The 26,847-nt window shown below is 67.3% G+C and carries 25 protein-coding genes; 12 read left to right on the top strand and 13 right to left on the bottom strand.

The annotated features are described in order from the left end of the window. Nucleotides 1–69: 69 nt before the first annotated feature. The 6 genes from BLP83_RS10120 to BLP83_RS10095 all read left to right on the top strand — a co-directional run bounded on the left by BLP83_RS10120 (nt 70) and on the right by BLP83_RS10095 (nt 5,647). Entirely contained in the window at nt 70–789 is a 720-nt protein-coding gene (locus BLP83_RS10120) for an alpha/beta hydrolase family protein (RefSeq protein WP_091242155.1), read from the top strand. Beyond that, the gene (locus tag BLP83_RS10115; protein WP_091242153.1) at nt 786–1,613 is read left to right on the top strand and encodes a hypothetical protein; all 828 of its coding nucleotides are present in this window, start codon (nt 786–788) and stop codon (nt 1,611–1,613) included. Before BLP83_RS10120 ends, BLP83_RS10115 begins: the two co-directional genes overlap by 4 nt. Further along, nucleotides 1,610–2,602, top strand: a complete 993-nt coding sequence (gene galE / locus BLP83_RS10110; protein WP_091242150.1) for a UDP-glucose 4-epimerase GalE — start codon at nt 1,610–1,612, stop codon at nt 2,600–2,602. Before BLP83_RS10115 ends, galE begins: the two co-directional genes overlap by 4 nt. Further along, a complete protein-coding gene (locus tag BLP83_RS10105; protein WP_091242147.1) occupies nt 2,586–2,969 on the top strand; it encodes a VanZ family protein in 384 nt (127 codons plus the stop codon). The genes galE and BLP83_RS10105 overlap by 17 nt, the downstream gene beginning before the upstream one ends. A gap of 75 nt (nt 2,970–3,044) precedes the next feature. Continuing rightward, nucleotides 3,045–4,880, top strand: coding sequence for a glutamine--fructose-6-phosphate transaminase (isomerizing) (gene glmS, locus BLP83_RS10100; RefSeq protein WP_091242146.1), 1,836 nt, complete (start codon nt 3,045–3,047; stop codon nt 4,878–4,880). 5 nt (nt 4,881–4,885) lie between these two features. Further along, nucleotides 4,886–5,647, top strand: coding sequence for a pyridoxine 5'-phosphate synthase (locus tag BLP83_RS10095; protein ID WP_091242523.1), 762 nt, complete (start codon nt 4,886–4,888; stop codon nt 5,645–5,647). 77 nt (nt 5,648–5,724) lie between these two features. On the opposite strand, the gene BLP83_RS10090 is transcribed toward BLP83_RS10095, so the two are convergent. The 12 genes from BLP83_RS10090 to dnaA form a co-directional block, all read right to left on the bottom strand. Next, nucleotides 5,725–6,126, bottom strand: coding sequence for an ExbD/TolR family protein (locus BLP83_RS10090; RefSeq protein ID WP_176764114.1), 402 nt, complete (start codon nt 6,124–6,126; stop codon nt 5,725–5,727). Nucleotides 6,127–6,484: 358 nt separating this feature from the next. Continuing rightward, complete coding sequence (locus BLP83_RS10085; protein ID WP_091242140.1) at nt 6,485–6,895, bottom strand: ExbD/TolR family protein; 411 nt, start codon at nt 6,893–6,895, stop codon at nt 6,485–6,487. Nucleotides 6,896–6,907: 12 nt separating this feature from the next. After that, nucleotides 6,908–7,330 (bottom strand): ExbD/TolR family protein, encoded by a 423-nt coding sequence (locus tag BLP83_RS10080; RefSeq protein ID WP_091242137.1) that lies wholly within the window; start codon nt 7,328–7,330, stop codon nt 6,908–6,910. A gap of 29 nt (nt 7,331–7,359) precedes the next feature. Beyond that, nucleotides 7,360–8,124, bottom strand: a complete 765-nt coding sequence (locus tag BLP83_RS10075) for a MotA/TolQ/ExbB proton channel family protein (RefSeq protein WP_245680018.1) — start codon at nt 8,122–8,124, stop codon at nt 7,360–7,362. Nucleotides 8,125–8,216: 92 nt separating this feature from the next. Continuing rightward, nucleotides 8,217–8,876 carry an energy transducer TonB gene (locus BLP83_RS10070; protein ID WP_091242132.1) on the bottom strand — a complete coding sequence of 220 codons (660 nt, stop codon included), beginning with the start codon at nt 8,874–8,876 and terminating at the stop codon, nt 8,217–8,219. 133 nt (nt 8,877–9,009) lie between these two features. Further along, nucleotides 9,010–10,272, bottom strand: coding sequence for a tetratricopeptide repeat protein (locus tag BLP83_RS10065; protein ID WP_091242129.1), 1,263 nt, complete (start codon nt 10,270–10,272; stop codon nt 9,010–9,012). Between the two features lie 194 nt (nt 10,273–10,466). Then, the gene (locus tag BLP83_RS10060; protein ID WP_091242128.1) at nt 10,467–11,429 is read right to left on the bottom strand and encodes an alpha-L-glutamate ligase-like protein; all 963 of its coding nucleotides are present in this window, start codon (nt 11,427–11,429) and stop codon (nt 10,467–10,469) included. Nucleotides 11,430–11,432: 3 nt separating this feature from the next. Continuing rightward, entirely contained in the window at nt 11,433–12,998 is a 1,566-nt protein-coding gene (locus BLP83_RS10055) for an inactive transglutaminase family protein (protein ID WP_091242125.1), read from the bottom strand. 259 nt (nt 12,999–13,257) lie between these two features. After that, a complete protein-coding gene (gene gyrB, locus BLP83_RS10050) occupies nt 13,258–15,681 on the bottom strand; it encodes a DNA topoisomerase (ATP-hydrolyzing) subunit B (RefSeq protein ID WP_091242124.1) in 2,424 nt (807 codons plus the stop codon). Between the two features lie 59 nt (nt 15,682–15,740). Next, a complete protein-coding gene (gene recF, locus BLP83_RS10045; protein ID WP_176764113.1) occupies nt 15,741–16,814 on the bottom strand; it encodes a DNA replication/repair protein RecF in 1,074 nt (357 codons plus the stop codon). A gap of 17 nt (nt 16,815–16,831) precedes the next feature. Next, on the bottom strand, nt 16,832–17,932 hold the full coding sequence (dnaN, locus tag BLP83_RS10040; protein WP_091242120.1) for a DNA polymerase III subunit beta: 1,101 nt from the start codon (nt 17,930–17,932) through the stop codon (nt 16,832–16,834). Between the two features lie 250 nt (nt 17,933–18,182). After that, on the bottom strand, nt 18,183–19,532 hold the full coding sequence (gene dnaA, locus BLP83_RS10035) for a chromosomal replication initiator protein DnaA (RefSeq protein ID WP_091242117.1): 1,350 nt from the start codon (nt 19,530–19,532) through the stop codon (nt 18,183–18,185). Nucleotides 19,533–19,902: 370 nt separating this feature from the next. On the opposite strand from dnaA, the gene rpmH reads away from it, so the two are divergent. From rpmH to BLP83_RS10005, 6 genes are all read left to right on the top strand, one after another. Beyond that, on the top strand, nt 19,903–20,037 hold the full coding sequence (gene rpmH, locus BLP83_RS10030) for a 50S ribosomal protein L34 (protein ID WP_091242116.1): 135 nt from the start codon (nt 19,903–19,905) through the stop codon (nt 20,035–20,037). A 128-nt stretch (nt 20,038–20,165) separates the two neighbouring features. Next, nucleotides 20,166–20,681, top strand: a complete 516-nt coding sequence (gene rnpA, locus BLP83_RS10025; RefSeq protein WP_281187123.1) for a ribonuclease P protein component — start codon at nt 20,166–20,168, stop codon at nt 20,679–20,681. Then, nucleotides 20,678–22,345, top strand: a complete 1,668-nt coding sequence (yidC, locus tag BLP83_RS10020) for a membrane protein insertase YidC (RefSeq protein ID WP_091242113.1) — start codon at nt 20,678–20,680, stop codon at nt 22,343–22,345. Before rnpA ends, yidC begins: the two co-directional genes overlap by 4 nt. Before the next feature lie 92 nt (nt 22,346–22,437). After that, on the top strand, nt 22,438–23,832 hold the full coding sequence (mnmE, locus tag BLP83_RS10015; RefSeq protein ID WP_091242110.1) for a tRNA uridine-5-carboxymethylaminomethyl(34) synthesis GTPase MnmE: 1,395 nt from the start codon (nt 22,438–22,440) through the stop codon (nt 23,830–23,832). Nucleotides 23,833–24,128: 296 nt separating this feature from the next. Then, nucleotides 24,129–24,956 carry an energy transducer TonB gene (locus BLP83_RS19265; protein WP_091242107.1) on the top strand — a complete coding sequence of 276 codons (828 nt, stop codon included), beginning with the start codon at nt 24,129–24,131 and terminating at the stop codon, nt 24,954–24,956. A 187-nt stretch (nt 24,957–25,143) separates the two neighbouring features. Next, nucleotides 25,144–26,151: an energy transducer TonB gene (locus tag BLP83_RS10005; RefSeq protein ID WP_091242104.1), complete on the top strand. Its 1,008-nt coding sequence runs from the start codon at nt 25,144–25,146 to the stop codon at nt 26,149–26,151. A 53-nt stretch (nt 26,152–26,204) separates the two neighbouring features. Here BLP83_RS10005 and BLP83_RS10000 read toward each other — a convergent pair whose 3' ends face one another. Continuing rightward, nucleotides 26,205–26,846 carry a ubiquinone biosynthesis accessory factor UbiJ gene (locus tag BLP83_RS10000; RefSeq protein WP_091242102.1) on the bottom strand — a complete coding sequence of 214 codons (642 nt, stop codon included), beginning with the start codon at nt 26,844–26,846 and terminating at the stop codon, nt 26,205–26,207. Nucleotide 26,847 lies beyond the last annotated feature (1 nt).

Raw genomic sequence — 26,847 nt, 5'->3', positions numbered from 1 at the left:
CACCGTGCCCGCAGCGCCTCCGATTCCGCTGTCCGCCGCCTCCAGCCGGTGCCTGCTACGGGCTGCTGCATGAGCGCGCTGACCTTCGCTCCGGTGCGCATCCATGGCGCCAGCGGCTGGCTGGCCGGCCTGTATGCCGCGAGCGCGAAGCACGGGCCGCGGCTGCTGCTGGTGCCACCGTTTCCGCACGAGTGGCAGCGCGGCTATCGCCTGTTCGCCCTGTTGAGCCAAGCGCTTGCCGAACACGGCATCGGTAGCCTGCGCTTCGATCCCACCGGCTGCGGCGATTCCAGCGGCGAGGATTCGGCCTTCTGCCTCGACCAGCTGGGTGAGGACACGCGGCTGGGCCTGGCCTGGCTGCGCGCGGTGGACACGGGCCCGGTGCTGCTGCTGGGCGTGCGCGCGGGTGCGCTGGTGGCGTCCGCGCTGGCGCCGGAGCAGGGCGTGGACTGGATCGGCTGGCAGCCGGTGACCTCGGGCGCCACCTATCTCGCCACGCTGGAGGCGCGGGAACGGCAGGAGCTGCGCAGCCCGAACCGCTACGGCAGCCGCTCCGCCTGCAGCGAACCTGCCCCCGATGTGCTGCTGGGGCACCGCCTGCATCCGCGCTTGCGCGAACAGCTGAGCACGGCGCGCGTGTCGCTGCCGCCGCGTTTCGCGCTGGACGCCGAGCTGCCGCCGGCGCTGTCCGGCTGGGTGGAGGAGATCAACCTCAGCACGCCCTTCCCGGTGGTGCAGGTCCGCGCGCTGGCGGCGGAGCTGGCTCGACGCCTTGCGGGTGCGGGGTGAACGAGTCCGTGCTCGAACTCGATGGCGGTCGCTTCGGCGTCCTGCACGAAGCCATGGGCGCGACCGAGGTGGTGTTCGTACTGCTGAACGCGGGCTCGGTGCACCGACAGGGGCCGTTCCGGCTCTACGTGCATCTGGCCCGCCAGCTGGCGAGCCTGGGTTTCGCCAGCTTCCGCTTCGATCAGCCGGGTATCGGCGACGCGGTGATGGCAGCCGAACGACCGCAGCAGGCGCTGCTGACGGACGTGCTCGACCGACTGCAGGCCCGCACCGGCTGCCAACGCTTCGTGGTGGGCGGGATCTGCAGCGCCGCCGACGCGGCCTGGCAACTGGGGCTGCGCGATCCGCGCGTGCAGGGCCTGCTGCTGCTGGATCCGGTGGCCTACGGCGGGCGCTGGTTCCAACTCGCGCGCCTGCTGCAGCCGCGCTCGCCCGCCGCCCTGTGGCGCGCGCTCACGCGTCGCCTTGCCGCGCGAGGCGAGCGCGGACAGGCGGCGCCGGCAGCGGTCGAGGCCGACTATCGCGACTGGCCGCGGCCCGACGAGGCGCCGCTGCAGCTCGCCGCGCTGTGCCGGCGCGGCGTCGAGGTGCTGGCCCTGTACACCGGCGGGATTGCGCACTACTTCCTGCATCCACGACAGTTCGCGGCCACCTTCGGCGCGGCCGCCCGCGATCGACGCGTACGCTTCGATTACTGGCCGCGCGTCGATCATCTGTTCTACCGGCCTGCCGATCGCGAACGCCTGATCCGCCACGTCTGTGGCTGGGCGCAGGCGCGCTTGTCGGCAGCGTCGCCCAAGGAACCCCAGCGAGGATACCCATGAGTCGCAGCCCCATCCTGGTCACCGGCGGCGCAGGCTATATCGGCAGCCACGTGGTGCTGCAGCTGGTCGAGGCCGGCGAACGGGTCGTCGTGCTCGACAACCTCAGCACGGGCTTCCGCGAGGCGGTGATCGGTGCCGAGCTGGTGGTCGGCGAGGTGGGCGATCGCGAGGCCGTCGAGGCCCTGCTGCGCGCCCGCGGCATCCGCACCGTCATGCACTTCGCTGCCCGCACCATCGTGCCGGAGTCGGTCGAGGACCCGCTGCGCTACTACGGCAACAACACCTGCGCCACGCGCAACCTGCTCGACGCCTGCGCACGCGCGGGCGTCGAGCATTTCGTCTTTTCCTCCACCGCCGCCGTCTACGGCATTCCCGCCGGCGGCCGCGCCCGCGAGGACGCGCCGACGGCGCCGATCAATCCCTACGGCACCAGCAAGCTGATGAGCGAGTGGATGCTGCGGGATCTGTCCGCCGCCAGCACGCTGCGGCACGTGGCCCTGCGCTACTTCAACGTGGCTGGCTGCGACCCGGAGGGACGGATCGGCCAGTCGACCGAGCGCGCCACCCTGCTGGTCAAAGTCGCCGCCGAGGCGGCCGTTGGCACGCGCGCCGCGGTGCAGGTCTTCGGCACCGACTACCCGACCGCGGACGGCACCGGCGTGCGCGACTACATCCATGTCGTCGATCTCGCGGCGGCGCATCTTGCGGCGCTTCGCTATCTGCGCGAGGGCGGCGCCTCGGTCACCTTGAACGCCGGCTATGGCCACGGGTACAGCGTGCGCGAGGTGCTGGCGGCGATGTCGCGTGCGGCCGGGAGCACCGTGCCACACGTGGATCAGCCGCGTCGTGCGGGGGATCCACCGGAGCTGGTAGCGGACTGCACGCGGATCGGCGAGGTGCTTGGCTGGCGGCCCGCGCTCGACGATCTCGACGCGATCTGCGCCAGCGCACTCGCCTGGGAGCGGCGTCTGCATGCCCGGCGCGGATGAGGCCTCGTCGGTCTGGCCGCTCGCTCTCTTTGTCGGGCTCAGCGTGCTTGGCCTGATCGGGCTGCTGCTGCCGCTGCCCGAAAGCAGCGCTGCCCTTCGGCTGGCGTTGAACCTCGCCCACCTGCCGCTGTTCGCGCTGTGGAGCGGCCTGCTGCTGCGCCTGCATCTGCAGATGCGTGGCCCTGACCGGGCGCTGGCGGTGTGTGGCGCAATCGCCCTGCTGGTGGCGCTTGGCAGCGAGGCTGCGCAAGCGCTGCAGCCGAGCCGCGAGGTCGATCTGCGCGATGCGTTCAGCAATCTGGCCGGCGCCGGGCTGGGTCTGGCAATTGCGCGATGGCGTTTGCGCGCGCGGTTCGCGAAGGCCTGAACTGGGCTCAGAATGACGGGCCTCTAAGGCATTTTTCATTGACAGGGCGCATGCGCCCGCAGCGGAGCTGATCCCATGTGTGGAATCGTTGGAGCCGTGGCCGAGCGCGATGTCGGCGCCATCCTGATCGCGGGCCTGCACGCGCTCGAGTACCGCGGCTATGACTCGGCGGGGCTTGCCGTGCTGCAGGACGGGCAGCTGCAGCGCCGCCGCGCCAAGGGCAAGGTTCGCGATCTGGAGCAGCTGCTGGCCGAACAGCCGGTGGCGGCGAAGATCGGCATCGCCCACACCCGCTGGGCCACGCATGGCGTGCCCAGCACCCACAACGCGCATCCGCATGTGTCGGCGGACCGCGTTTCGGTGGTGCACAACGGCATCATCGAGAACCATGCCGAGCTGCGCGCGGAGCTGCAGGCGGCCGGGTATGAGTTCACCTCGGAAACCGATACCGAGGTGATCGCCCACCTGGTCGAGTCACTGCTGAAGCAAGGTCGGGACCTGCGCGCCGCCGTCGTTGCGGCGACCCAGCGTCTGCATGGCGCCTATGCGATCGCGGTGCTGTCGAGCGAGGAACCGGGGCGCCTGATCGGTGCGCGCCGCGGCAGCCCGCTGGTCGTGGGTATCGGCATCGGCGAGCACTTCCTGGGCTCGGACGTGCAGGCCCTGCTGCGGGTCACCAACCGCTTCGTCTACCTGCAGGAAGGCGACATCGTCGAGATCCGCCGCGACGGCTATGCGGTCTTCGACGCCAGCGGCGTCGCGGTCGAACGCGAGGAGCGGGTGACGGATCTTTCGGCCGATGCGGTCGAGCGCGGCGAGTACCGCCACTACATGCTGAAGGAGATCCACGAGCAGCCGGAAGCGGTGGCGCGCACGCTGGAAGGACGGATCAGCGGCGAGCGTATCCTGCCGAACGTGTTCGGGGTTGATGCCGAGCCGTTGCTGGCCAAGGTGAAGCAGTTGCATATCGTCGCCTGCGGCACCAGCTACCACGCCGGCATGGTCGCCAAGTACTGGATCGAAGCCCTCGCCGGCCTGCCCTGCTCGGTTGAAGTCGCCAGCGAGTACCGCTATCGCACCACCGTCGTGCCGGAAGGCACGCTGTTCGTGGCGATCTCGCAGTCGGGCGAAACCGCCGACACCCTGGCCGCGTTGCGTTCGGGCCGCGAGACCTCGCGCTACCTGGGCGCGTTGGCGGTTTGCAACGTGCCGGAATCCTCGCTGGTGCGCGAGTCTGATCTCGTGCTGATGACCCGGGCCGGCCCCGAGATCGGCGTGGCCTCGACCAAGGCTTTCACCACCCAGCTCGCCGCACTCGCCCTGCTGACCCTGGAGCTGGGCCGCCTGAACGGCATGGCTGAGCAGAAGTACGCGCGGTTGGTGAACCAGCTCGCTTCGCTGCCGCGCCTCGTGGCGGATGCGCTGAAACTGGACTCGCAGGTGCATGCGCTGGCGGAACGTTTCGTCGACAAGCAGCACGCGCTGTTTCTGGGTCGCGGTGCGAGCTATCCGATCGCCATCGAGGGCGCGCTGAAGCTCAAGGAGATTTCCTATATCCACGCAGAGGCCTATCCGGCCGGTGAGTTGAAGCACGGCCCCTTGGCCCTGGTGGACGAGCACATGCCAGTGATCGCGGTGGCACCGAACAACCAGCTTCTGGAGAAGCTCAAGTCCAATCTCGAGGAGGTTCGCGCACGCGGTGGCGAGCTGTTCGTGATCGCCGACAACGAGGTCGAGGTGCCGCTGGCGCCTGAGCGCGGCGCGCTGCTGAAGCTGGAGTCCGGCGGCAATCTGATCGGACCGGCAGTCTTCAATATTGCGCTGCAGCTGCTGGCCTACCACGTCGCCGTGCTGAAGGGCACCGATGTCGACCAGCCGCGCAACCTCGCCAAGTCGGTGACGGTGGAATGAGCGCCATGCACACGATGCTGAGCGTCAACCTCAACAAGATCGCGGTGCTGCGCAATTCGCGCGGCGGCAGTGAGCCTTCGATGCTGCGCGCCGCGCAGACCGTCGTCGATGCGGGCGGCTTGGGCATTACCCTGCACCCGCGCCCGGACTGCCGTCACGTGCGTCCGCAGGATGTGCTGGACATCGCCGCCTGGCGTCCGCAGGGCGTTGAATTGAATCTTGAGGGCAATCCCTTCGCCGGCCCTCGCCCGGGCTATCCCGGCTTCATGGAGCTGGTCGAGGCGGCGCGTCCGCAGCAGGTGACCCTGGTGCCTGATGATGATGGACAGATCACCTCGGACCACGGGTTCGACCTGGTGCGCGATGCGGCGCTGCTGGCGCCGATCGTCGCACGCTTGCACGCGCTCGGCGCCCGCGTCAGCGCCTTTGTCGATCCAGGCAGCGCCGGTGCTGCTGCGGGTGCGGCAATCGGCCTTGATCGCGTCGAGATCTATACCGGCCCCTATGCCGAGGCCTTCGCAGCGGGTAGCCCCGATACGGCGCTTGACGACTGCGCGCTGACGGCGTCGGATGCGCTGGCGGCTGGGCTCGGTGTCAATGCCGGGCATGACCTGAGCCAGGCCAATCTGGGCCTGTTCGTTTCACGTGTGCAGGGCGTGGTCGAAGTGTCGATCGGACACGCCCTGATCGGTGAAGCCCTGTACGCGGGCCTGGACGCCACGGTGCGTGCCTATCTGCGGATCTTGGAAGGGACGTCTTCGCGCTGAGGGTCAGCGGTCTTGGGGCACGCTGGCGGCTGCAGCGCCTGCAGGTCAGCGGGCGCTGCACTCCGGCGTTCTCGGCTTCAGTGCGTCTGCAGCTCGAAACGCTCCAGTCCGTGGCTGCGCGCCAGCGCCAGCACCTCGGTCATGCGCGCGTAGGCAGCCTCCGGCGCTACGTCGACCTGCAGCACGGGCGGCTGCTCGCGCAGCGCTTCCACCTGCAGGATGCGATCCAGCGCCGCGAGGCTCATGGGACTGCCGTCCAGCTGCAGAGCGCCGGCGGCGTCGATGCGCAGCAGCAGCTGGGCCTGTTCGACGTCGGGCTTCGGCGGCGTGCCGGTGAGCGGCAGTTCGATCTGCCGCACCAGCACGGGTGCTGCCACCAGGAAGATGATGAGCAGAACCAGCATCACGTCCACCAGGGGGGTGATGTTGATCTCGGCTTTGTCCGCGCGTGAAGGAACATCCGCAGTCATGAAGGCCATGGTCGTGCTCCCGTCTGGGCCGTCCCTTGCCTGCTGCCCGGCCTCCGAGGCCGATGGCGGCGCATGCCGCGGGTTCGACATTGCGCCTGAACTCAGTTCGCCGGCAAGCGCTTGCGGTTCTTATGAAAATGTCGACGCGCCGAGCTGTATTCAGCCACGCGTCCGTACTTGCTTCGGTGATGCCCAGCGCCTTGGCTTCTGCCGTTGTGGCTCGTTTCGCTGGAGTTCCGGCGAAGACGGTTCTCACCGGACGCAGCAGAGGCGACGGCGGTCGGTCCCTGTCTGACGCGTGTGCGGCCAAATAGCACAAGGCCGCCCGAAGGCGGCCTTGCAGGTTCAACCCAGCAAGTAGGAAGGCCTACAGCGTCTCGACGAAGCCGATCTTCTTCATGTCCGCGTTCTTGGCCTCGGACAGGACCTCGGTCAGAACGTGGTACTGCACTTCCTGATTCGCCTCGATTTCCAGCAGCGGCTGCGGGTCGCGGCTGGCTTCCACGCGCAGCGAGGGCAGCAAGGCCGCCTTCGGCATGGGCGAGTTGTCCCAGAACAGGCTGCCGTCGGCGTCGATTCGCAGTCGGATCGGCTGCGGCGGGTCGACGACTTCCTCGGGCTGCTTGTTGCTCTGCTGCGGCAGGTCGATCTCGATCTCGCGCGTCAGCATGGGCGCCGTCACCAGGAAGATGATCAGCAGCACCAGCATCACGTCGACCAGCGGCGTGACGTTGATGTCCGCCATCGCGCCGCCGCCACCCCCAGTAGTAAATGCCATGGTGGACTCCTGTTACCGTTCCGGGGTGATCACGAAGCCGACTTTGGCCATGCCGACGTCCTTGGCGATCTTCACCACATCCGACACCACGCGGTAACGCGTGGTGCGGTCGGCGCGGATCTCGACGCGGGGCTGGGGCTTCTTCTGCGCTTCCACCGCCAGCTGCGATTCCAGCAGGCTGCGCTGGATCGGCTGGTCGTTCCAGTACATCTCGCCCGTGTCCTTGATCGCGATGGTGATGGGCTGGCCCGGCACCGCTGCGAGTTCAGGGACCTCCAGCCGGTTCTCTGGCAGCTTCACCTGGATCTTGTGGGACATCAGGGGCGCCGTGATCATGAAAATGATCAGCAGCACCAACATCACGTCGACCAGCGGCGTGACGTTGATTTCCGCCATCGGCCCGCCCTGCTGGTCGTTTCCGCTGCTGAAGGCCATGGTTCAGGACTCCCGGTTCAACCGAAGGCTCAACGCTTGGACGCGCCTTCGCCGACGCGGGAGCCGGTGGCGAAGAAGTCGTGCAGGTCGTGGGCGAAAGCGTCAAAGGCCGCATTGGTGGTGCGGTTGATGCGGTTGAAGAAGTTGTAGGCCATCACCGCGGGAATCGCGACGACCAGACCCAGCGCGGTCTTCAGCAGCGCCTCACCGACCGGACCCGCCACGGCGTCCAGCGATGCGGAGCCGGAGGCGCCGATCTTGATCAGGGCCTTGTAGATACCCCAGGTGGTACCGAGCAGACCGATGAAGGGCGCGGCCGAACCGGTGGTCGCGAGGATGGTCATGCCGTTCTCGAGCTTGGAGCTCTCGCGGGTGACGGCCTGGCGCAGGGCGCGATCGATGAACTCGGAGCGCGACAGGGTTTCGGCCAGACGCGAACCTTCATTCTTCTGGTGGTGGGCCGCGGCGGTGGCGCAATCCAGGGCGATCTTGGAGAACGGCTCGTTGGCCGGCTGCTCTTCCATGAAACGGATCGCTTCCTGGGCGTTGGTGGTTTCCCAGAAGGTCCGGATCACGTGGTTGGCGCGGGCCTTGATCACCTGGTTCTGGATCGTCTTGACGACGGTGTAGTACCAGCACGCGATCGACATCAGCACCAGGGTCACCACGACCACCCAGGTCACGGCGAATTCGCCCGGGTGGGCGACCATGTTGTTCAGCAGGCTCGCGATGCCCATTTCCTTGAGCGCTGCTGCGTTGGTGTCAGCGACGACGCCACCGATGACCTGATCCATCGGCGCCGGCGTGGCAGCCTGGGTAGCAGCCGCGGCTGCCGGCGTGTTAGAGGCTTCTTGGAGCATTTCCTTACCCTTTTGCTAGTTAGGCGTCAGTCACTGAGGGAGAACTTGATCGGGACGAGCACCCAGCTCTGCACCGGGACGCCCTCCTTCATACCTGGGTTGAACACCCACTCACGCACCGCCTGGATGGCGGCCTGGTCCAGCAAGCGCGAGCGGCTGGACTTTTCCACCTCGATCTGGACCGGGCGACCATCGGTGCCGACCAGAACGCGGAGAAGCACTTCACCCTCCTCCCGGCGACGCATCGCCTGGGGCGGATAGCGCGGCGGCTTCGCCCGGCGGTAGGAGCTGTCCTCGGTCGCGCCGTAGCTCGGCGCGGGTGCCGAAGGCGCCGGCGGCGCCGGCGGCGGCGCCGGAATCGACATCGGCGTAGCCTCCTCCAGAATCACCGGCGGGGGTGCTTCCGGCGGGGGCGGGGTCGGTCGGGGACGCTCGATGATCTTCGGCGGCGGACGCTTGGGCGGCTCCGGCGGCGGCGGCGGCGGCGGCGGGGGCGGCGGCGGCGGCTCGATGAAGGTGACTTCAACGATTTCCGGGGGGCGCTCTTCCATCTGCGGTGGCGCCACCGGCACCAGCATCAGCACCAGGGCCATGGCATGCACGCCGATGGCGGCGGCCAAGCCGGCGATGCGCAGCCAGCTGAGCTTGCGGCCCCCGTTTTCCTGAATTTCTTGCTTGTCTGTCATGCGCAGTGTCGTGGTCGGAGATCAATCCATCCGCGCTGCCAGTCCGCCTGCCTAGACAAGCTGAACGACACGGGAACGGCATAGCTTATACCAAGAGGTCCACCTTGCCTAAGCCCAGCAAGGTGAACGAGTTTCAACGGTTGACCTGGCGCAGGTATGACTCGGCCATCGCCTTGGTTTCAGGGTACTTCGCGGCCTCGCGGTAAGCGGCGATCGCCGCGGGCTGGTTGTCCAGACCGAACTCCGCGGCGCCGAGGATCACGTAGGCATCACCCGGACGCTTGACGCCCTTGCTGATGGCGCGATTGGCGGCCGCCTTGGTCTCCGGCCAGCGCTCCAGCTCGGCCAAGGTACGGGCGTGGTTCAGGGCCATTTCGCCGTCGGTGGCGAGTTCATCGGCCTTGCCGAAGGCTTCCGCCGCCTGCGGGATGTTTTCCGAGAAGTAGTAGGCCTCGCCGAGGCCGCGGTAAACCTCGAAGCTCGGCTGAACCTTGCCGTCCTGCAAGGCTCGCGTGATCAGTTCGGCGGCCTTCAGATCCTGCTCGGCGTAGCGGTACATCTTGGACAGTTCGATGTAGTCACGCTCCTCGGTGAGGACGCCGCGGTCGATGCCGCCCTGCATGGTTTCAATCGCCTTGCCTGTCTCTTCCGCATTGATGTAGATCGCTGCGAGGTTGCGGATCAGGCTGACGTTCTGCGGATCGTTGGCGAGCAGGCCGGCAGCGATCTCGGCCGCTTCGGACGCCCGACCCAGCTCGAACAGGCTGCCCATCAACAGCTGGGAGACGGAGGCATCTGGCTTCTCCTGAAGCGAGATGGCTTTGCGCAGGTCTGCCACCGCCGGCTCGTACTGCTCCATGCGGTAGTAGGAGTTGCCGCGGAGCGCATAGATCTGCGCGGATTCGGCGCGGGTCTCTTCCAGCATCCGGGTGAAGGTCGCAGCGGCGTCGCCATACAGCTCCTCCTGGAACTGCAGCTGACCGATGTTCTGCATGATCTGGTAGTACTGGTTGTTCTTCAGGCCGCCCGCGTCCAGCGCCGCCTGGAAGTAGCCGATGGCACCGGGGTAGTTGTCGCGATCCAGCTCGATCTGGGCGAGGATCTGGTTGGCGAACGACTTCTCATAGGGGCCCGCCGCGCTGGCCGCGAGTATCGCCTTGGAGGCTTCTTCCGTCTGCGCCTCCTTGCCCTCTTCCTGCGACAAGTCGAACATCTGCTTCATCTGCCGCTGCAGACGGCCGACCGGCTTCAAAGTCGGCTCTTCACGCGTGGCATTCGGATACAGCACTTCCTCTTCGGCCTGCTTGCCGCGTCGCTGGGCGTCGGCCGTCGCGGTCAGTCCAAGCCCAAGGGCAAGAAGGAGGCTGGTCTTCAGGACGAAGAGTGGAGTACGCATCGCAGTGTTCCTGGGGAGGGAGCATGGCGCAAATGGCCAAGCAGGGCCGCCAAGCCTAACCGCAGTTGAACTGGCGACTCAAGGCGCGTTGCAGTAGTTGCGACACGTGAAATCGCCGGCTCTTGTTAAGGTCTACGCGCCATGCGCGAGCGAACGGAACTGTTCGATGTGGCGTCTGTCCGCTTCTGTTTTGTTCAGATGGTGGCGAAGTGTTCGCGTGCGTAGGCAACCCGCTCGGCGGGGATCGTACTGAGGCCACCGGATTCCATCAGCGCCTCGACCTTGCGCAGACGGTGCAGCAGACCATTGCCGTTCGCAATCTGGATGGCGAGTCCCGGACGTGCGTTCAGCTCCAGGATCATCGGGCCATGGTTGCGGTCGAGGACGAAGTCCACGCCGATATAGCCCAACTGCGACAGTTCGTAGCAGCGCGAGGCCATCTCCAGCAGTTCCTCCCAGCGCGGGATCTGCAGGCCAACGATGCTGTGCTCGGTGTCGGGATGTTCCTTGACCGGCTCGGTGCCCCAGACTCCGCGGCGCGTGGTGCCGGTCGGGATGTCGATGCCGACGCCGATGGCACCCTGATGAAGGTTGGCTTTGCCGTCCGAGAGGCGCGTGGGCAGTCGGATCATCGCCATCACCGGGTAGCCCATGAAGACGATGATGCGGATGTCGGGCACGCCCTTGTAGCTGACCTGATCGAAGATCGGGTCGAACTGCACGCAGTACTCGACCAGCAGGTGGTCAGGGTGGCCGCCAAGCGAAAACAGGCCGGACAGTCCGTTCGAGAGGTGGTGCTCGAACTCCTCCCGATTCATAAGCTGGCCGTTCGAGCGACGGTACTTGTCGCCGCGACGGCCGGTGATCACCAGGATGCCGTCGCCGCCGGATCCGTGGGCGGGCTTTACGACGAACTGCTCGCGCTGCGCGATCTTCTGGTGCAGTTCGTGGATCTCATGCTCTTCCCGCACCACGGCATAGAGTTCGGGCACGGGCAGGCCGGCTTCGATCGCGAGCTGCTTGGTGATCAGCTTGTCGTCGACGCGCGGATAGAAGCGGCGGCGGTTGTAGCGCAGGATGAACTCGGCGTTGCGCTGGCCCAAGCCCATCAGACCGATCGTGCGGAGACGGCGCGCTACGGCAAACAGGTTGAGCATGGTTCAGCCCTTTGCCGGAGTGCCGGTGGCAGCTTTTTCCTTGGCTTCCAGCTCCCGCGCCAATGCGCGGAAACGGAACAGTTCGCTCAGGCGATAGCCGGAATAGCGACCGATGACCAGGGTTGCAGCGAGCAGGATGAGGAGCGATTCCGGGAACACGAAGATGAAGTGCTCCAACGGTTCCCAGCTCATCGCCACATAGGCCATGCAGGCCACGACAAGGGAGCCGATGCCCTCCTTCAGCGCATAGCCGGGGCCGCGTTCTTCCCAGGCGACCGACATGCGCTCGATGGTCATCGCCATGATCACCATCGGGAACAGCGCCACCGAGAGCCCGACCTCGATGCCGAGACGGTTCGCCAGGATCGACACCGCCGCCATCAGCAGGACGACCAGGATCAGCACCGAGGTCAGTCGCGGCACCAGCAGCAGTCGCAATCGCTCCATGTAGAAGCGGACCAAGAGGCCGGCGCCCACCACCAGCACGAACAGGGTGACGCCGGCCAGCAGCTGGGTCTCGCGGAATGCGATCGCGATCAGCACGGGCATGAAGGTTCCGAAGGTCTTGATGCCGATGATGTTGCGCAGCAGGAGCATCAGGAAGGCGCCGATCGGCACCATCAGCAGCACCTTGTAGACCTCCTGGGTCTGCAGCGGCAGGCTGAGCAGGGAGTACCGCACCAGATCCGCGTTCTGCACTTCCAGGCGTCGCTCGGCCACAGCGATGGCATCGGCGAGATTGCGGCTGATGGAGAAGCTCAGCTCAGGTCGCGCAGCCTCCTCGATTTGCAGCAGGGGTGCGCGGGCGCCGGTCCACTGGAACAGGTTGTCTGGCCAGCCATCGACAGCGGTCTGCAGGTCGATGGTGGTCCAGGCGTTGCCGTCATGGACCTGCAGCCAGGGGCGGATTTCGGCGCTGGATTGACTGTCGCCCAGCATCAGTCCGCGAACGATGCGCGCCGGAATCTGGCGCATCGCCAGCAGCTGGGTGATGAAGTCTGCGCGGGCTTCCGGGTCGCTCAGGTTCTCGGTCAGCAGCGCCACCTCTTCACTGGGCGCGGCCACGTTCATCTGGCGCACCAGCTCCTTGGCATAGGTCGGCACGTTGGACGAGCCCAGGCGGACGTTGTCGAGCAGGGTCTGTGCGGCGGTGGCGAAGGGTTCCTCGAGTGTGGGCGGAGTCGCCAGCCGCGGCGCGACCTCGGTGGCTTCGGATTGCTTGCTGCGTACTACCGTAGCCCGGTAGTACAGGGCCTGACGTCCGGTGGCTCGCCGGATGGACCACTGGACCTCACGGCCCTCGCGCCTCGGCTCCTCGAGCTTGGAATAGTTCCGGGCAACGAAGCGCTCGTCGAGGATGGTGAATCCGGGGGTCACCGAGGGCAGCTGCAGGACCACGGTGTTCGCCGGCTTTCGGGGCTGGTATTCCACCCGCGCCTGGAGCGTCCAGACCTCGACCTCGGCCGCCGGCTGCAGCGGAAAGTCGAGGAACTTCCATTTGTAGTAGATCGCGCCGCCGCCGATGAGGCACAAGGCCAAAGCAAGCAGGTAGAGATGGGCTTTCTTCATGGGGCTGGGCGTCGCATGGGCGGGCGGCGTGGAAGGCCGCATTCAGCGGCAGTATAGCCAGCGCCCCGCGTGCGATCTTCGGCGGGCGGAGTCTTGGCTGTTCTTTGCGAGGATCGCTGCCGTATCCCTTGGCAAGGCTACGGAGACTTCAGGCAGCAGGCTTTCGTTCGGAGAGGGTCTTCGCGCGTGGTAGGCAAGCGTCGCCGGTGTCATCCGGCGACGCGTTGACGGCCGCGGTCGCGTCAGACCCGTTCCAAGGCTAGATGTCGAGGTTCGCCACTTTGAGCGCGTTGTCTTCGATGAAGTCGCGGCGCGGCTCGACCACATCGCCCATCAGGGTGGAGAAGATCTGGTCGGCGGCGACGGCGTCCTCGATGCGCACCCGCAGCAGGCGCCGGGTTTCCGGGTTCACCGTGGTCTCCCAGAGCTGATCCGGGTTCATTTCACCCAGGCCCTTGAAGCGCTGGATCGTGCGGCCGCGCTTGGCTTCCTCGAACAGCCAGTGGTGGACATCGGCAAAGCGGATCACCGGCTGGCTGCGATTGCCGCGGCTCACGCGAGCGCCCTCCTGGAGCAGGTCATGCAGCTCGCGGGCGGCATCCACGACGGGCTTCAGTTCACCGGACTCGAACAGCGACAGCGGCCAGACCTGCTCGACCGAAAGGCCATGGTGCTGGCGTTGGACGCGCAGGGCCGACGGTTGGCCGCTTTCGGCGGCGATCCAGTCGAGGAGATAGCGCGGTTTGCCCAGGCCCGATCGGGCCAGCTTCTGCTGCGCCGCAGCAATCCATGCCTTGGCCCGGCTGGCGTCGGCGAACAGCTCGACGGTCAGCGGCGGCAGTTCAAGCAAGGCCTCCAGGATCGCGGGGTCATGGCGGTGGCTCAGGCGGCGAATGGCGTCCTGGGCGCTGCCGTAGAGGCTCAGCAGGTGCTCCAGCGCCGACGCGCTGACGGCCGGCTGGCCCTCGCCGCAGACCAGCTCCGCGCCTTCGACGGCATGGCTGATCAGGTAGGCGTTGAGCGCCGCATCGTCCTTGAGGTAGAGCTCCTGCTTGCCCTGTTTCAGCTTGTACAGCGGCGGCAGGCCGATGTAGACGTGACCGCGCTCGATCAGCTCCGGCATCTGCCGGTAGAAGAAGGTCAACAGCAGGGTGCGGATGTGCGATCCGTCGACGTCCGCGTCGGTCATGATGATGATGCGGTGATAGCGCAGCTTGTCCGGATTGAACTCTTCCCGGCCGATGCCGCAGCCCAAGGCGGTGATCAGAGTGCCGACCTCGGCCGAACCCAGCATCTTGTCGAAGCGCGCCTTCTCTACGTTCAGGATTTTGCCGCGCAGCGGCAGGATCGCCTGGGTGCGGCGGTTGCGTCCCTGCTTGGCCGAGCCGCCCGCCGAGTCACCCTCGACGAGGAACAGCTCGGACAGCGCTGGATCCTTTTCCTGGCAGTCGGCGAGTTTGCCGGGCAGTCCGGCGATATCCAGAGCGCCCTTGCGGCGGGTGAGATCGCGAGCCTTGCGCGCAGCTTCGCGGGCGCGGGCGGCGTCGACCACCTTGGCGGCGATGGCGCGGGCGTCCTGCGGATGCTCCTGCAGGAACTCCTCGAAGCGCTTGGAGACGATGCTCTCCACCGCCGTCTTGACCTCGGAGGACACCAGCTTCTCTTTCGTCTGCGATGAGAAGCTCGGGTCCGGTACCTTGACCGAAAGCACCGCGACCATGCCCTCGCGCATGTCGTCACCGCTCATGCTGACCTTGGCCTGCTTCAACAGCCCGGACTGCTCGATATAGGCACCCAGGGTGCGGGTCAGTGCCGCGCGGAAGCCCGCCAAGTGGGTGCCGCCGTCCTTTTGAGGGATGTTGTTGGTGAAGCAGAACATCGTTTCCTGATAGGCGTCGGTCCACTGGACGGCGACGTCAACCACGATCCCGCTTTCCTCGCCCGAGAGCGGGATCACCGCCGGATGCAGGGGCGTCTTGAGCTGTGCCAGATGCTCGACGAAGCTGCGAATGCCGCCTTCGTAGCGGAACTGGTCACGCTTGTCGCTGCGCTCATCGGTGAGGTCGATGCGCACACCGGAGTTCAGGAACGACAGCTCACGCAGGCGCTTGGCCAGGATGTCGTAGTGGAACTCGACGTCGGAGAAGATCTCCTTGCTCGGCAGGAAGCGGACTTCGGTACCGCGCTTGCTGGAGGGCGCCACCTGCTTGAGCGGGTACAGCGGCTCGCCCAGCTTGTACTCCTGCTGATGTTCGAAACCATCGCGCCAGATGCGCAGGCTGAGATGCTCCGAGAGGGCATTGACCACCGAGACGCCCACGCCGTGCAGGCCGCCGGAGACCTTGTAGCTGTTGTCGTCGAACTTACCGCCGGCGTGCAGCACGGTCATGATGACCTCGGCCGCCGAGCGCTGTTCTTCGTGGTGGATATCGACCGGAATGCCGCGACCGTTGTCCTGGACGCTGACACTGCCGTCTGCGTGGATAGTCACCAGTACAGTGTCGCAATGGCCGGCCAAGGCTTCGTCGATGGCGTTGTCGACGACCTCGAAGACCATGTGATGCAGGCCGGTACCGTCGTGGACGTCACCGATGTACATGCCGGGACGCTTGCGCACGGCTTCGAGGCCGCGCAGCACGGTGATTCGACTGGAATCGTAGTCGTTCGAGGTCTGGTCGCTCATGGGTTCCCTGCTTGGCGGGACAGCCGTGGCGCATCGGCCGGCGGCATAAAGGCCGCGAATTATAGCAGGGGGGTGATGGCGCCCCGTTCCACGTGGAACAAGGCGTCTGCCGGGCCGCGCCCCCACTCGGGACGCGACACGCCAGTAATCAACACCTGCGCATTCGCTTCACGAAGTACCGCCAGAACGCGAGAAGCGTGGCCCTGATCCAGCTCGCTGCAGAGGTCATCGAGCAAAAGCAAGGGCCAGCGACCCAGACGCTGGGAAAACAGCCGGGCAAGCGAAAGCACCAAGGCCAAAGCAATCACCTTGGATTGTCCGCGGCTGACACGCTCGCGGGCATCCGCCCCCTGCCAACGAAGGACTATGTCGGAACGGTGGGGACCCGATCCTGTGAACCCCAACTGCACATCCGTGTCCCGCTGCGCGCGCAAAGCCTCGAGCAGACCGGCATGCGCCCTGCCCCACCCGCGTCGGAACCCGAACTCCAGATCTGCCAACTCCGGCGACAGCCAGGCTAGCGTGCGCGTCGCTTCTGACAACCACACCGCAACGAACTCGGAACGCGCAGCGGTGAGCTGTTCACCGCGCTGGGACACAACCGCGTCGTAAGCATCCAGCGCTCCGAGGTCTCGACGGCGGAGCGCCTCGTTGCGCTGCTTCAATGCGCGCAGCCATTCAGACCATAAGCCGCTCGGCGCCCGTTCCACGTGGAACAAGCCCCAGTCCAACAGCCGTCGACGACGCTCAGCGGGCCCGGTCACGATGGCATGCGCACCTGGCTCAAAGCACAACATGGGAGCCCGAGCCGCAAGGTCCAAAGCACGAGCGACCGAGACACCATCCATGCGGTAGCGCCAGCCGCCGCCCCGCTGTTTGGCACAAGCGATACGCGATACCTCACCGCCAGCGGACAGCCATTCCGTGAACACAAAGGCTTCGTGGTCACCGGTTCGCAGCGCGCTGTCGAAATGGGCACAGCGAAACGAACGCGCGTGCCCGAGCGCATAAAGTGCCTCGAGGACACTCGTCTTGCCCGCCCCATTGTCCCCAACCAACCAGGACAAACCTGGACCCGGAAAAAAATCAGCCCCGGCGAACACGCGGAGCCCGCCGAGGCTGATGTGAGACAAGCGCATCGGGTTGGCTATTACAGGCGCATCGGCATCACGACGTGGCGATTCCGGCCGTGGCTGGGCTCGCGGACCAGTGCGCTCGAACCCGAATCCCGGAACAGCAGGAGCGCGTCGTCCTCTGACAGCGCACCCAACGCCTCAAGCAGATAGCTCGCATTGAAGCCGATCGACAGACCGGAAATCGTCGTGTCAGCCTCGACCTCCTCAACCGCCTCTTCCTGCTCCGGGTTGTGCGCCGACACCCGAACGACCTGCGGGTCGATCTCGATCCGGACACCACGGTACTTCTCGTTCGAGAGGATCACAGCCCGCTGCAGAGCTGCACGCAAGGCGTCCCGATTGACTTTCACCTCCTTGTCGGCACCCAGCGGGATCACTGCCTCGTAGTCCGGGAAGCGACCATCGATCAACTTGGAACTGAACGACACGTCCTCTCGACGCAGGCGAACGTGCGTGCGTCCGACCTCGAGTTCGATCTCTCGATCGCTGTTCTCAAGCAGTCGCAGCAGTTCAAGCACGCCCTTGCGCGGCACGATCAGCTGGCGGCGCACTTGGGGACCGGACAACAGCGCAGTCTCGCTGAGCGCGAGGCGGTGGCCATCGGTTGCGACACAACGAAGCTCGGTGCCGCTGGCATCGAGCAACAGACCGTTCAGATAGAAACGCACGTCCTGCTGTGCCATCGCGAACGCGGTGCTGTCGAACGCTCGCTTGAGCGCTCCTTCGGGCAAACGCAGCCGCTCGACGATCTCCGACTCGTCGCTGTTCGGATACTCGTCGGCGCTCAAACCGGCCAGGGTGTAACGGCTCCGACCCGCGCTCACCGCGATGCGGTCGCCGCTGACCGACACGCTCACCAACACCCCATCGGGCAGAGCGCGCACGATCTCGAAGAACTTGCGCGCGGGAATAGTGATCGCGCCTGGCTCACCGTCGCTGCAGCCCACCCGGGCCACAAGCTCAACCTCGAGATCCGTGGCGGTCAGCGAGAGCGTGCCCTTGTCCAGAACGACGAGGAGATTCGAGAGTACCGGCATGGTCTGGCGCTTCTCGACCACGCTGACCACCTGCTGCAAAGGCTTCAACAACACTTCGCGCGTCAGACTGAACCGCATACCTCAACCCTCAAGTTCTTGAAGCTTTTAAAAGACTGTTGGTGATGATGGACTTCCGGCAAAACCGGGGATAAGCCCAACAAACCACTGAGTTCAAACGTTTTTTGGGGGACCACCAAGCTGTGGGGGAAGGCGCGTGCTCCTGTGGGGAGCCTGTGGATAAAAAAGCCGCCTTTCCGTAGTACCCGCACCATCTGCAGCTTATCCACAGCTTACCAAGTTGGATCGCGCGCACCGCGTCGCGAAGGGCTTACTCGGTAAGCCGACGAACCAGCTTGTCCCAGTCCTCGCGCGCCTTGGGATCGTCGCCAACCAAGGCGCGAACGACCTTGCACGCATGCATCACCGTGGTGTGGTCGCGGCCGCCGAAGGCGTCTCCGATCTCCGGCAGGCTGTGCTCGGTCAATTCCTTGGCCAGGGCCATCGCCATCTGCCGCGGTCGCGCCAGCGAGCGCGTGCGGCGCTTGGATAGCAGGTCCGAGACCCGCAGCTGGAAGTAGTCCGCCACAGTCTTCTGGATGTTCGCCAGCGAGATCACCGCCTGCTGCGCGCGCAGCAAATCGCGCAGGGCCTCCTGGGCGAACTCCTCGGTGATTGCCCGGCCCATGAAGTTGGCGCGAGCCGCTAGCGTGTTGAGCGCGCCTTCGAGGTCGCGCACGTTGGAGCGCATGCGGCGGGCAATCAGGAAGGCCACGTTCTCCGGCAGCGGCACGCCCTTCTGCGCGGCCTTGGCGAGCAGAATCGCCGCCCGGGTTTCGAAATCCGGGGGTTCGATCGCCACCGACAGGCCCCAACCGAGGCGCGACTTCAGCCGCGGCTCCAGGTTGTCGACCTCCTTCGGATAGCGGTCGCAGGTCAGGATGATCTGCTGCTTCAGCTCGAAAAGCGCATTGAAGGTGTGGAAGAACTCTTCCTGGGTGCGGTCCTTGCCGGCGAAAAACTGGATGTCGTCGATCAAAAGCGCGTGCACCGAGTGGAACTGCCGCTTGAACTGCTCCATGGCCTTGTCGGCCAGCGCCTTGACCATGGCCGCGAAGAACTGCTCCGAACGCAGGTAGAGCACGCGCATGCCCGGGTTGCGGGCCAACATGTAGTTGCCAGCGGCGTGCATCAGATGGGTCTTGCCCAGGCCGGTGCCGCCGTAGAGCAACAGCGGGTTGTAGGCCTTGCCCGGGTCCTTGGCCACCTGCAGGGCGGCAGCGCGGCCGAGCTGGTTCGAGCTACCCTCGATGAAGGTATCGAAGGTGTAGCTCGGGTCGAGGTTGCTTGCGATCGGCTTGCCCTGGGGACCGCTGGCCTGCAGCCGCACCGCTCCCGCGGCGCTGGCGGCCGGCGCTGCCGCCGGCTCGCGTTCACGGCTGCGCGGAGTGCCCAGTTCGAGGCCCACCTGCAGGCCGGCATCCTCGGCGTAGTGCCTCAGCAGCTCGGTGATGCGCGGCAGGTATTCGTCGCGGACGGTTTCAACGACGAAGGCATTGGGAGCCAGCAGGGACACGCCACCCTCGCGGGCTTCGGCGTGCAGGGGCTTGATCCAGGTGTAGAAACTCTCGGCCGGCAGTTCGGCTTCAAGGCGTTCAAGACAGCGCAACCAGGGCGACATGCAGCTTCCCGAGTAGAGCCGAGCCAGACCCCACGCAAGGCCGGACGGGCGCTGCACGGATCAGGCGGGCATGGGGATGGGAGGGAGCCCGACGCTACCGGAGCGGATGCCGCCTTGAGGTACAGGTCGTGCGGTCGCCGCTGCCAGCGATCCCGGACCGCGAGCTGCAGAACCGGGCCGTTGTCCCGCCTTTTCCTGGGCGGTGCGGCATGCGCGCTGCGATTCCTCGACAGGCACCCAGCCCCGGCTGACCGGGCGGCCTGCCAGTCTACGCCGCGCGGCTGGCAGTGCCAACCGCGCCGCGCTTGACAGACGACGAACACGCCCCGTATGCTCCGCGGTCTTTCTGCCCAGACATCGAGTCGCTGTCATGAAGCGCACCTTCCAGCCCAGCAACCTCAAGCGCGCCCGCACCCACGGTTTCCGTGCCCGCATGGCCACCGCCGACGGCCGCAAGGTCCTGTCCGCTCGCCGCGCCAAGGGTCGCAAGCGCCTCTGCCCGTAAGCGGGCACGCGTTCCCCAGCGGTGCCTGAAGGCGCCGCGGCGCTTGCCGACGAAGCTTCCACGCGTCGATCGGTATTCGCAGGCCTGGCATCCGCCGGGCCTGTTGCGTTTGCGGGGTCGCCACTCCTATGCGCGAAGACGCCTCCGATACCGCTGCCCGGCCGCGCCTGCGGCCTTCGGCACGCATGCGCCTGCCGCGTGAGTTCAGCCGTTGCCTCGATGACGGCCAGCGCATGGGCGGCGCCTACTACCGCTGTACGGTCCTGCTGGACCCGCAGGCCTCGGGACCGCGGATCGGTTTTGCCATCTCGCGCAAGGTCGACAAGCGTGCGGTGGTGCGCAACCGCCTGAAGCGTCTTGCGCGTGAAGCGTTCCGCCAGCTGCGCGCTCGCCTGCCGGCGGGCGACTATGTGTTCATGGGCAAGCGCGAGGCGGCCAGCGCCAGTCCCGCGCAGCTGCGACGTGACTTGGAACGCCTGCTGGAACGGGCCCGCGCGTTGAAGCCCCCTGCCGCGCACGTCACAATGCCGCCCGCATCCACGCCCTGCCCCGGCCCCGCCGACGCTGCGCCGGGCGCCCCATCGTCTTCCCTTCCGCAAGCCGGGTCTGCTCCCCGCCCCGGCGACGACCGAGTGTCCGAATGAACCAAGCGCGCACCTTCCTGTTGATTGCCTGGCTGATGGTCGCCTACCTCGCCTGGGACACCTGGCAGCAGGACTACAGCCGGCCGCGGCCGCAGGCGGCCGAGCAGATCGAGCAGGCGACCCCGCCGGCTGCCGGAGAGCTGCCAGAGTTCCAGCCGGGCGCCAGCACCAGCGCTGTTGCAGGCGCCGCGCCTGCCGCCGCCACGGCCTCCGCGGGCCAGCGCCTGAGCGTGCGCACCGATGTTCTCGATCTGGTCATCGACACCCAGGGCGCCAGCCTGGTGCAGGCCGACCTGCTGGCCTATGCGCAGGAGCCCAAGTCGGGCTCACCGCCCGTGCGCCTGCTGAGCACCCAGGCACAGCGCTACTTCATCGGCCAATCCGGCTACGTGGGCACGCGCGCCGACCTGCCCAACCACCTGAGCCTGTTCCGCGCCGACACCGATCGCTTCGATCTCGGCGACGAGGCGCGTCTCGAAGTGCCGCTGCGCTGGACCTCCGCGGATGGCCTGAGCCTCGTGCGCACCTTCGTGTTCGAACGCGGCAGCTATGTCATCGATGTCCAGGACCGCTTCGAAAACGCCAGCGGCGAGCCGGTTCAGCTGAGTGCCTACCGCCAGCTGGTGCGGGTGACGCCGCCGGCGCTGCCGGGTTCGAGCTTCACCAACCCGGCCGCCTACAGCTTCGTGGGAGCGGCTTGGTACAGCCCGCAGACGAAGTTTGAGAAGCGCAAGTTCGTCGACTTCAGTGAAGGCCCGACCGAGCTCACAGCCAGCCAGGGTTGGGTGGCGATGCTGGAGCACTACTTCTTCGCCGCCTGGATTCCGACGTCCGAGGAAAGCCAGACCTTCAGCACCGCCACCGAGGATGGCGGCCGCCATCGCATCCGTGCGGTCGGCCCGCAACTCAGCGTGGCCCCGGGTGCCGCCATCGAGAACAGCGCGCGGCTCTATGTCGGGCCGAAGCTGCAGGATCGCCTGGAAGCCATCGCCCCGGGCCTGAAGCTGACCATGGACTACGGCGTGTTCACCCTCCTCGCCCAGCCCATGGCCTGGCTGCTCGGCGTGCTGCATGACATCACCGGCAACTGGGGCTGGGCGATCGTCCTGCTGGTGGTCATCCTGAAGCTCGCCCTGTTCAAGCTCTCTGAAGCCCAGTACAAGAGCTTCGCCAAGATGCGCGCGGTGCAGCCGCGCATCGAAGCGCTGAAGGAGCGCTATGGCGAGGATCGCCAGAAGTTCCAGACGGCGATGATGGAGCTCTACAAAAAAGAGAAGATCAACCCGATGGGAGGCTGCCTGCCCATCCTGATCCAGATCCCGATCTTCATCTCGCTGTACTGGGTGCTGATCGAAGCGGTCGAGCTGCGCCACGCGCCGTGGATCCTGTGGATCCACAACCTCACTGCGCCGGACCCCTACTTCATCCTGCCGGTGCTGAACCTTCTGACCATGTGGGCCACCCAGAAGCTGTCGCCGACGCCGGGCATGGATCCGATGCAGAAGCGGATCATGCAGATCATGCCGATCGCCTTCGGCGTGATGTTCGCCTTCTTCCCGGCCGGTCTCGTGCTGTACTGGACCACCAATGGTGCGTTGGGTCTGCTGCAGCAGTGGATCATCCTGCGTCGCCACGGCGATCAGGCCACGCCCAAGGCGGCCTGATTCGCCATCGGGAACTCACGATTCTCGACAGAACCAGCGGCCGCGGCGCGCAAGCACGCGGCCGCTGCCGCATCCGGAGGGAGGAAAACGCCATGCGCCACGCTTCTGCCGGGTCGCAGTCCGCGGCCTCCGCCGCGTCGTCGAGCGAGCGCACCGACACCATCGCCGCCATCGCCACCGCCGCGGGCCCCGCGGGGCTGGGCGTGGTCCGGCTGTCGGGGCCTCAGTCGATCGCGATCGCGCGCCGCCTGGGCGGTATCGAGCCCAAGCCGCGCCACGCCCACTACGTACGCTTTCGCGATGCCGAGGGCGAGGTCATCGACGATGGCCTGCTGATCGCCTTCGTCGCTCCGGCGTCCTACACCGGAGAAGACGTGGTCGAGCTGCAGGCCCACGGCAGCCCTGCCCTGCTGCGCCTGCTGCTGGCGCGCTGCGTCGAATTGGGCGCACGCCAGGCGCGACCCGGCGAGTTCACCGAGCGGGCCTTCCTCAACGAGCGACTGGACCTCGCCCAGGCCGAGGCCGTGGCCGATCTCATCCATGCCTCGTCGGAAGCCGCGGCCCGCGCCGCGCGGCGTGCACTGGACGGCGAGTTCAGCCGTCGCGTAGACGCGCTTACCGAGGCCCTGATCGCCTTGCGCATCTACGTCGAGGCGGCAATCGATTTTCCCGAGGAAGAGATCGATTTCCTCGCCGGCCCTGAACTCAAGTCCCGTCTGCAGCAGGTGCGCGAACTGATGCAGGCCCTGCTGCGCGAGGCCCGTCGCGGCCAGCGACTGCGTGACGGCCTGCACGTGGTGATCGCCGGCCCGCCCAATGCCGGCAAGAGCTCGCTGCTGAACGCGCTGGCCGGCAGCGAGCGCGCCATCGTCACCGACATCGCCGGCACCACCCGCGACCTCCTTCGCGAATCGGTGCTGATCGACGGCATCGAGCTCACCCTGGTCGATACCGCCGGCCTGCGCGAGGGTGCCGATGTGGTCGAGGCGGAAGGCATGCGCCGCGCCCGCGCCGAGTTCCAGCGCGCAGACCTCGCGCTTGCCGTCGTCGAATGCGGTTCCGAGCAGGCCCAGGTTCCCGCCCTGCGCGAGGAACTGGCCGCCCTGCCGCAGGTGTTCTGGCTGCACAACAAGTGCGAGCTCGCTGCTGAGCCCGCTCGTCGGCAAACGCACGACGATGGCGAGCACTTCTGGCTGTCGGCGCGCGAGGGGATCGGCCTCGATGCCCTGCGCGATGCCTTGAAGCAGACCGCCGGCCTCGGCGAAGCCGCCGAGGGTGCGGTCAGCGCACGCGCCCGCCACGTCGAGGCCTTGCAGCGCGCCCACACCCAGCTTGAAAGCGCCGCCGAACGGCTGGCCGAAGGCAGCGGCGAACTCGCTGCCGAAGACCTGCGTGCCGCCCAGGAGGCGCTCGGTGCGATCACCGGCCGCGTGAGCGCGGATGATCTGCTCGGCCGCATCTTCGGAAGCTTCTGCATCGGAAAGTGATACGCATCGCGGAACCGCGATCACTTCGCCATTTTTTGCAACGCTGCCAGAGCCCGACTTGCGCACGAATGTGAGCGTGTGCCCAGAATCGCAGGCGAAGGTCCGTTGAACAGTGCGCCGGGGGTGGCGCCACGGGCCCGATCGATCCTCACGGGGGAATTGCAATGGGTAAGTTCAGGCTGCGCGGCTGCCCAGTGTCGATGCTGGCGGCTGCACTTTTGGCCGCATGTGGGGGCTCCGAGACGCCACCGGCCGATCCCGGGACCGCGGCAACGCCCGCCCCTGCAGCGCAACCGGTGGCGGCAGAAGCGGCGCCAGCACCCGCACCGATCCTTGTCGAGGGCGCGGGCAGCATCGAGGTCGCGGAAACCGCTCTGCGCGAGCAGCGGTTGTTCACCCCGGCCGGCGACAACGCCTTCGAACTGTTCCTATTGGCGATGGATCGCGACCCGGCTTCGCAGCGGGTCAAGGATGCGCTGACCGACCTGTTCCCCTATGCGGTGCTGCATGTCGAGCAGCGCACTGCCGCCCGCGATGCCGATGAGGCGCGCCGTGTGCTTGGCCTGATGGCCCGCGCCCAGCCGGATGCGCCGGCGTTGGAACGCCTGGAACGTGGCGTCGAGGCCCTGGAGCGTCGACTGGCCGCCGAAGCCGCCCAGCAGCAGGCCGCCGCCGCGCGCGCCAGTGCGCCCGCTCCCGCGCCGACGCCGGCGCCACAGCCTGCCCCGGCGCCGGTCGAGACCGCCCCGGCCACCCCGCCGCCTGCCGCTGCCGTGCCTGCACCGGCTCCCGAGCCTGAGCCTGAGCCCACGCCGACCCCAACGCCGGCGACCGCTGCCGCGCCGGTAGCCCAGGCGCCAGCCCCTGCACGGCCGCCGCGCGTGCTGCGCCAGCCATCGTTGCGCTACCCCGATCAGGCGATGCGCCAGGGCATCGAGGGTAGCGTTACCCTCGATTTCCAGATCAACGCCGATGGCAGTGTCTCGGATGTCCGAGTGATCCAGGCGACTCCGCAGGGTGTGTTCGAGCGCGAGGCCATGTCGGTGGTGCGCCGGACCCGCTTCGAACCCCCGCCGGAACCCACCCGCGCCCGCCGCACCATCGAATTCAGCCTCGGCAACTGAGCCGATAGGCGCTGGCCGTGGCCCCATTCGCGGGCCGCGGCCAGCGAGCGGAGGCCCTAGCTTCGCGTGAAGTGCATCGCAGCTTCAAAGCACAACGCGCGGCCCGCATCGAAACTGCAATCCACGCTTGGCATCCTGTAGGGCTTGCCGCGCCGCTGAAAGTCGCGGCGCCATCAGGGGTAGTGCCATGCGAATCCGCACCAAGCGTCTGCCGATGACCGGCCCGAGACAGGCATTCCGTTTCGGCACCGGCCTTTGCCTTCTGAGCTTCGCGCTGCTGCTCGGCGCCTGCAGTGGCGACAAGAATGCGCCCGCGGAAGAAAGACCGGCGGAGCCGAACTCCACCGATCTCGGCAGTAAGCTGCAGTCGGCCGCCCCGGTGTCCGCGATCGCCGCGGGCGATGCCGCCGAGCGGGGTGAGATCGCGCTGCGCGAACAGCGGCTGTTCGTGCCGGCGGGCGACAACGCATTCGAGCTGTTCCTGGCTGCGGTCGAAGCGCGTCCCGAGGACGAGCGTTCGCGACTCGCCCTGCAGGATCTGCTGCCCTATGCGGCACTGCACGTGGAGCAGCGCCTGGCTGCCAACGACGCCGACGGGGCCGAGCGCGTCCTCGCCCTGCTGGTGCGGGCATCGAGCGATGCGCCGGCGTTGCCACGCCTGCAGGCGGGCCTTGCCGCCCTTCGCGAGCGCGAGGCCAATACGCGCGACGCCGCCGGCCGTGCCGCCGCCCCCACCGCGGTCCCAGCCGCCCCGGCCCCCGCCCCGGCGGCTTCCGTCTCCGACCCCACCCCGAGCGCGGCCCCGTCGCCGCCCGCGTCGCCGGTGCTCGCCGTCGCCAGCGAACCCGGCCCGCAGCCGCCGCCATTGGAGCCCGTCGAGCAGGCGGCGGCCGCTGCGTCCCCCGCGCCGTCGCGTGCCGAGCCCGCTCCTTTGGCGCAGCCCGTTCCCGAGGTGGTGTATCGCCCACCGCTGCGCTATCCGGCCATGGCCGAGCGCCGCAGGTTGGAGGGTTTCGTCGAAATCGAGTTCACCATCGGCGCGGACGGCAGCGTCTCGCAGCTGGAAATCCTGCGCAGCCAGCCCGAGGACGTGTTCGATCGCGAGGCGCTCGCCGCGATGCAGCGCTGGCGCTTCGCGCCGCCTGCGGCGCCGATGCGCGCGCGGCGCACCCTGGAGTTCAAGCTCGCGCGTTGACCCTGCTGCCGCCGTCGCGCGCGGCAAGCGCCGGAGCGCGCTCCGCCTGCGCCTCAGGATTCCGAGGGCAGCCGCTGCTGCAGGCGCTGCAACCTGCGCTCGCTGCGCTCGACGCCATCGCGCAGAGAATCGACGTCCTCACAGAAGGCGTCCAGTTCGGCCCGTCCGACCAGCACGCCGGCTTCATCGCGCAGGTAGTCGGCGCCGGCTGCGGTGAGTTCGCGCGAACCGCGTCGGACCCCTTCGAGGGCGGCCCGCAGGGCCTTGGCGATCTGCACGCCCACGATGTCGCCCAGTCGGGCCGACAGTGCGGCCTCGAGATCGGGGCTGTAGCGCTGCGCGATCCGTTGCAGGGCCTGGGCGAGCTCGATGTCGCCGGCGATCTTCATGCGTCCCGGCGTGGCCTGGGTCGCGCCCGGCAGCACCCGCGACAGCACCGCGCCGAGCGTGGCCTTCAAGCTCAGGTCGGGCTCCTGCGTGGGCTGGGCGGGACCGACCGCGAGCCGCCCCGCCTGCACCTCGATGCGTGCGGCCAGCTTCGGTGCGGCCAACTCCAGCTCGATGCTGCGCCCTTCCAGCGACTGCAGCTGGCCGGGCAGGTCGGGGTCAAGCGCCACCGCGCGATTGAGCGCGAACTCCAGCGCCTGGCCGCCGAGAGCGAGCAGGGGATTGGGGCGGGTGGGGCTGTCGGACATG

Origin of the sequence: Aquimonas voraii (assembly GCF_900101825.1) — a bacterium.
Classification (GTDB): Bacteria; Pseudomonadota; Gammaproteobacteria; order Xanthomonadales; family Xanthomonadaceae; genus Aquimonas; species Aquimonas voraii.
Note: the sequence above shows the minus strand (reverse complement) of the source record. Positions and strands in the feature narration are given on the sequence as shown.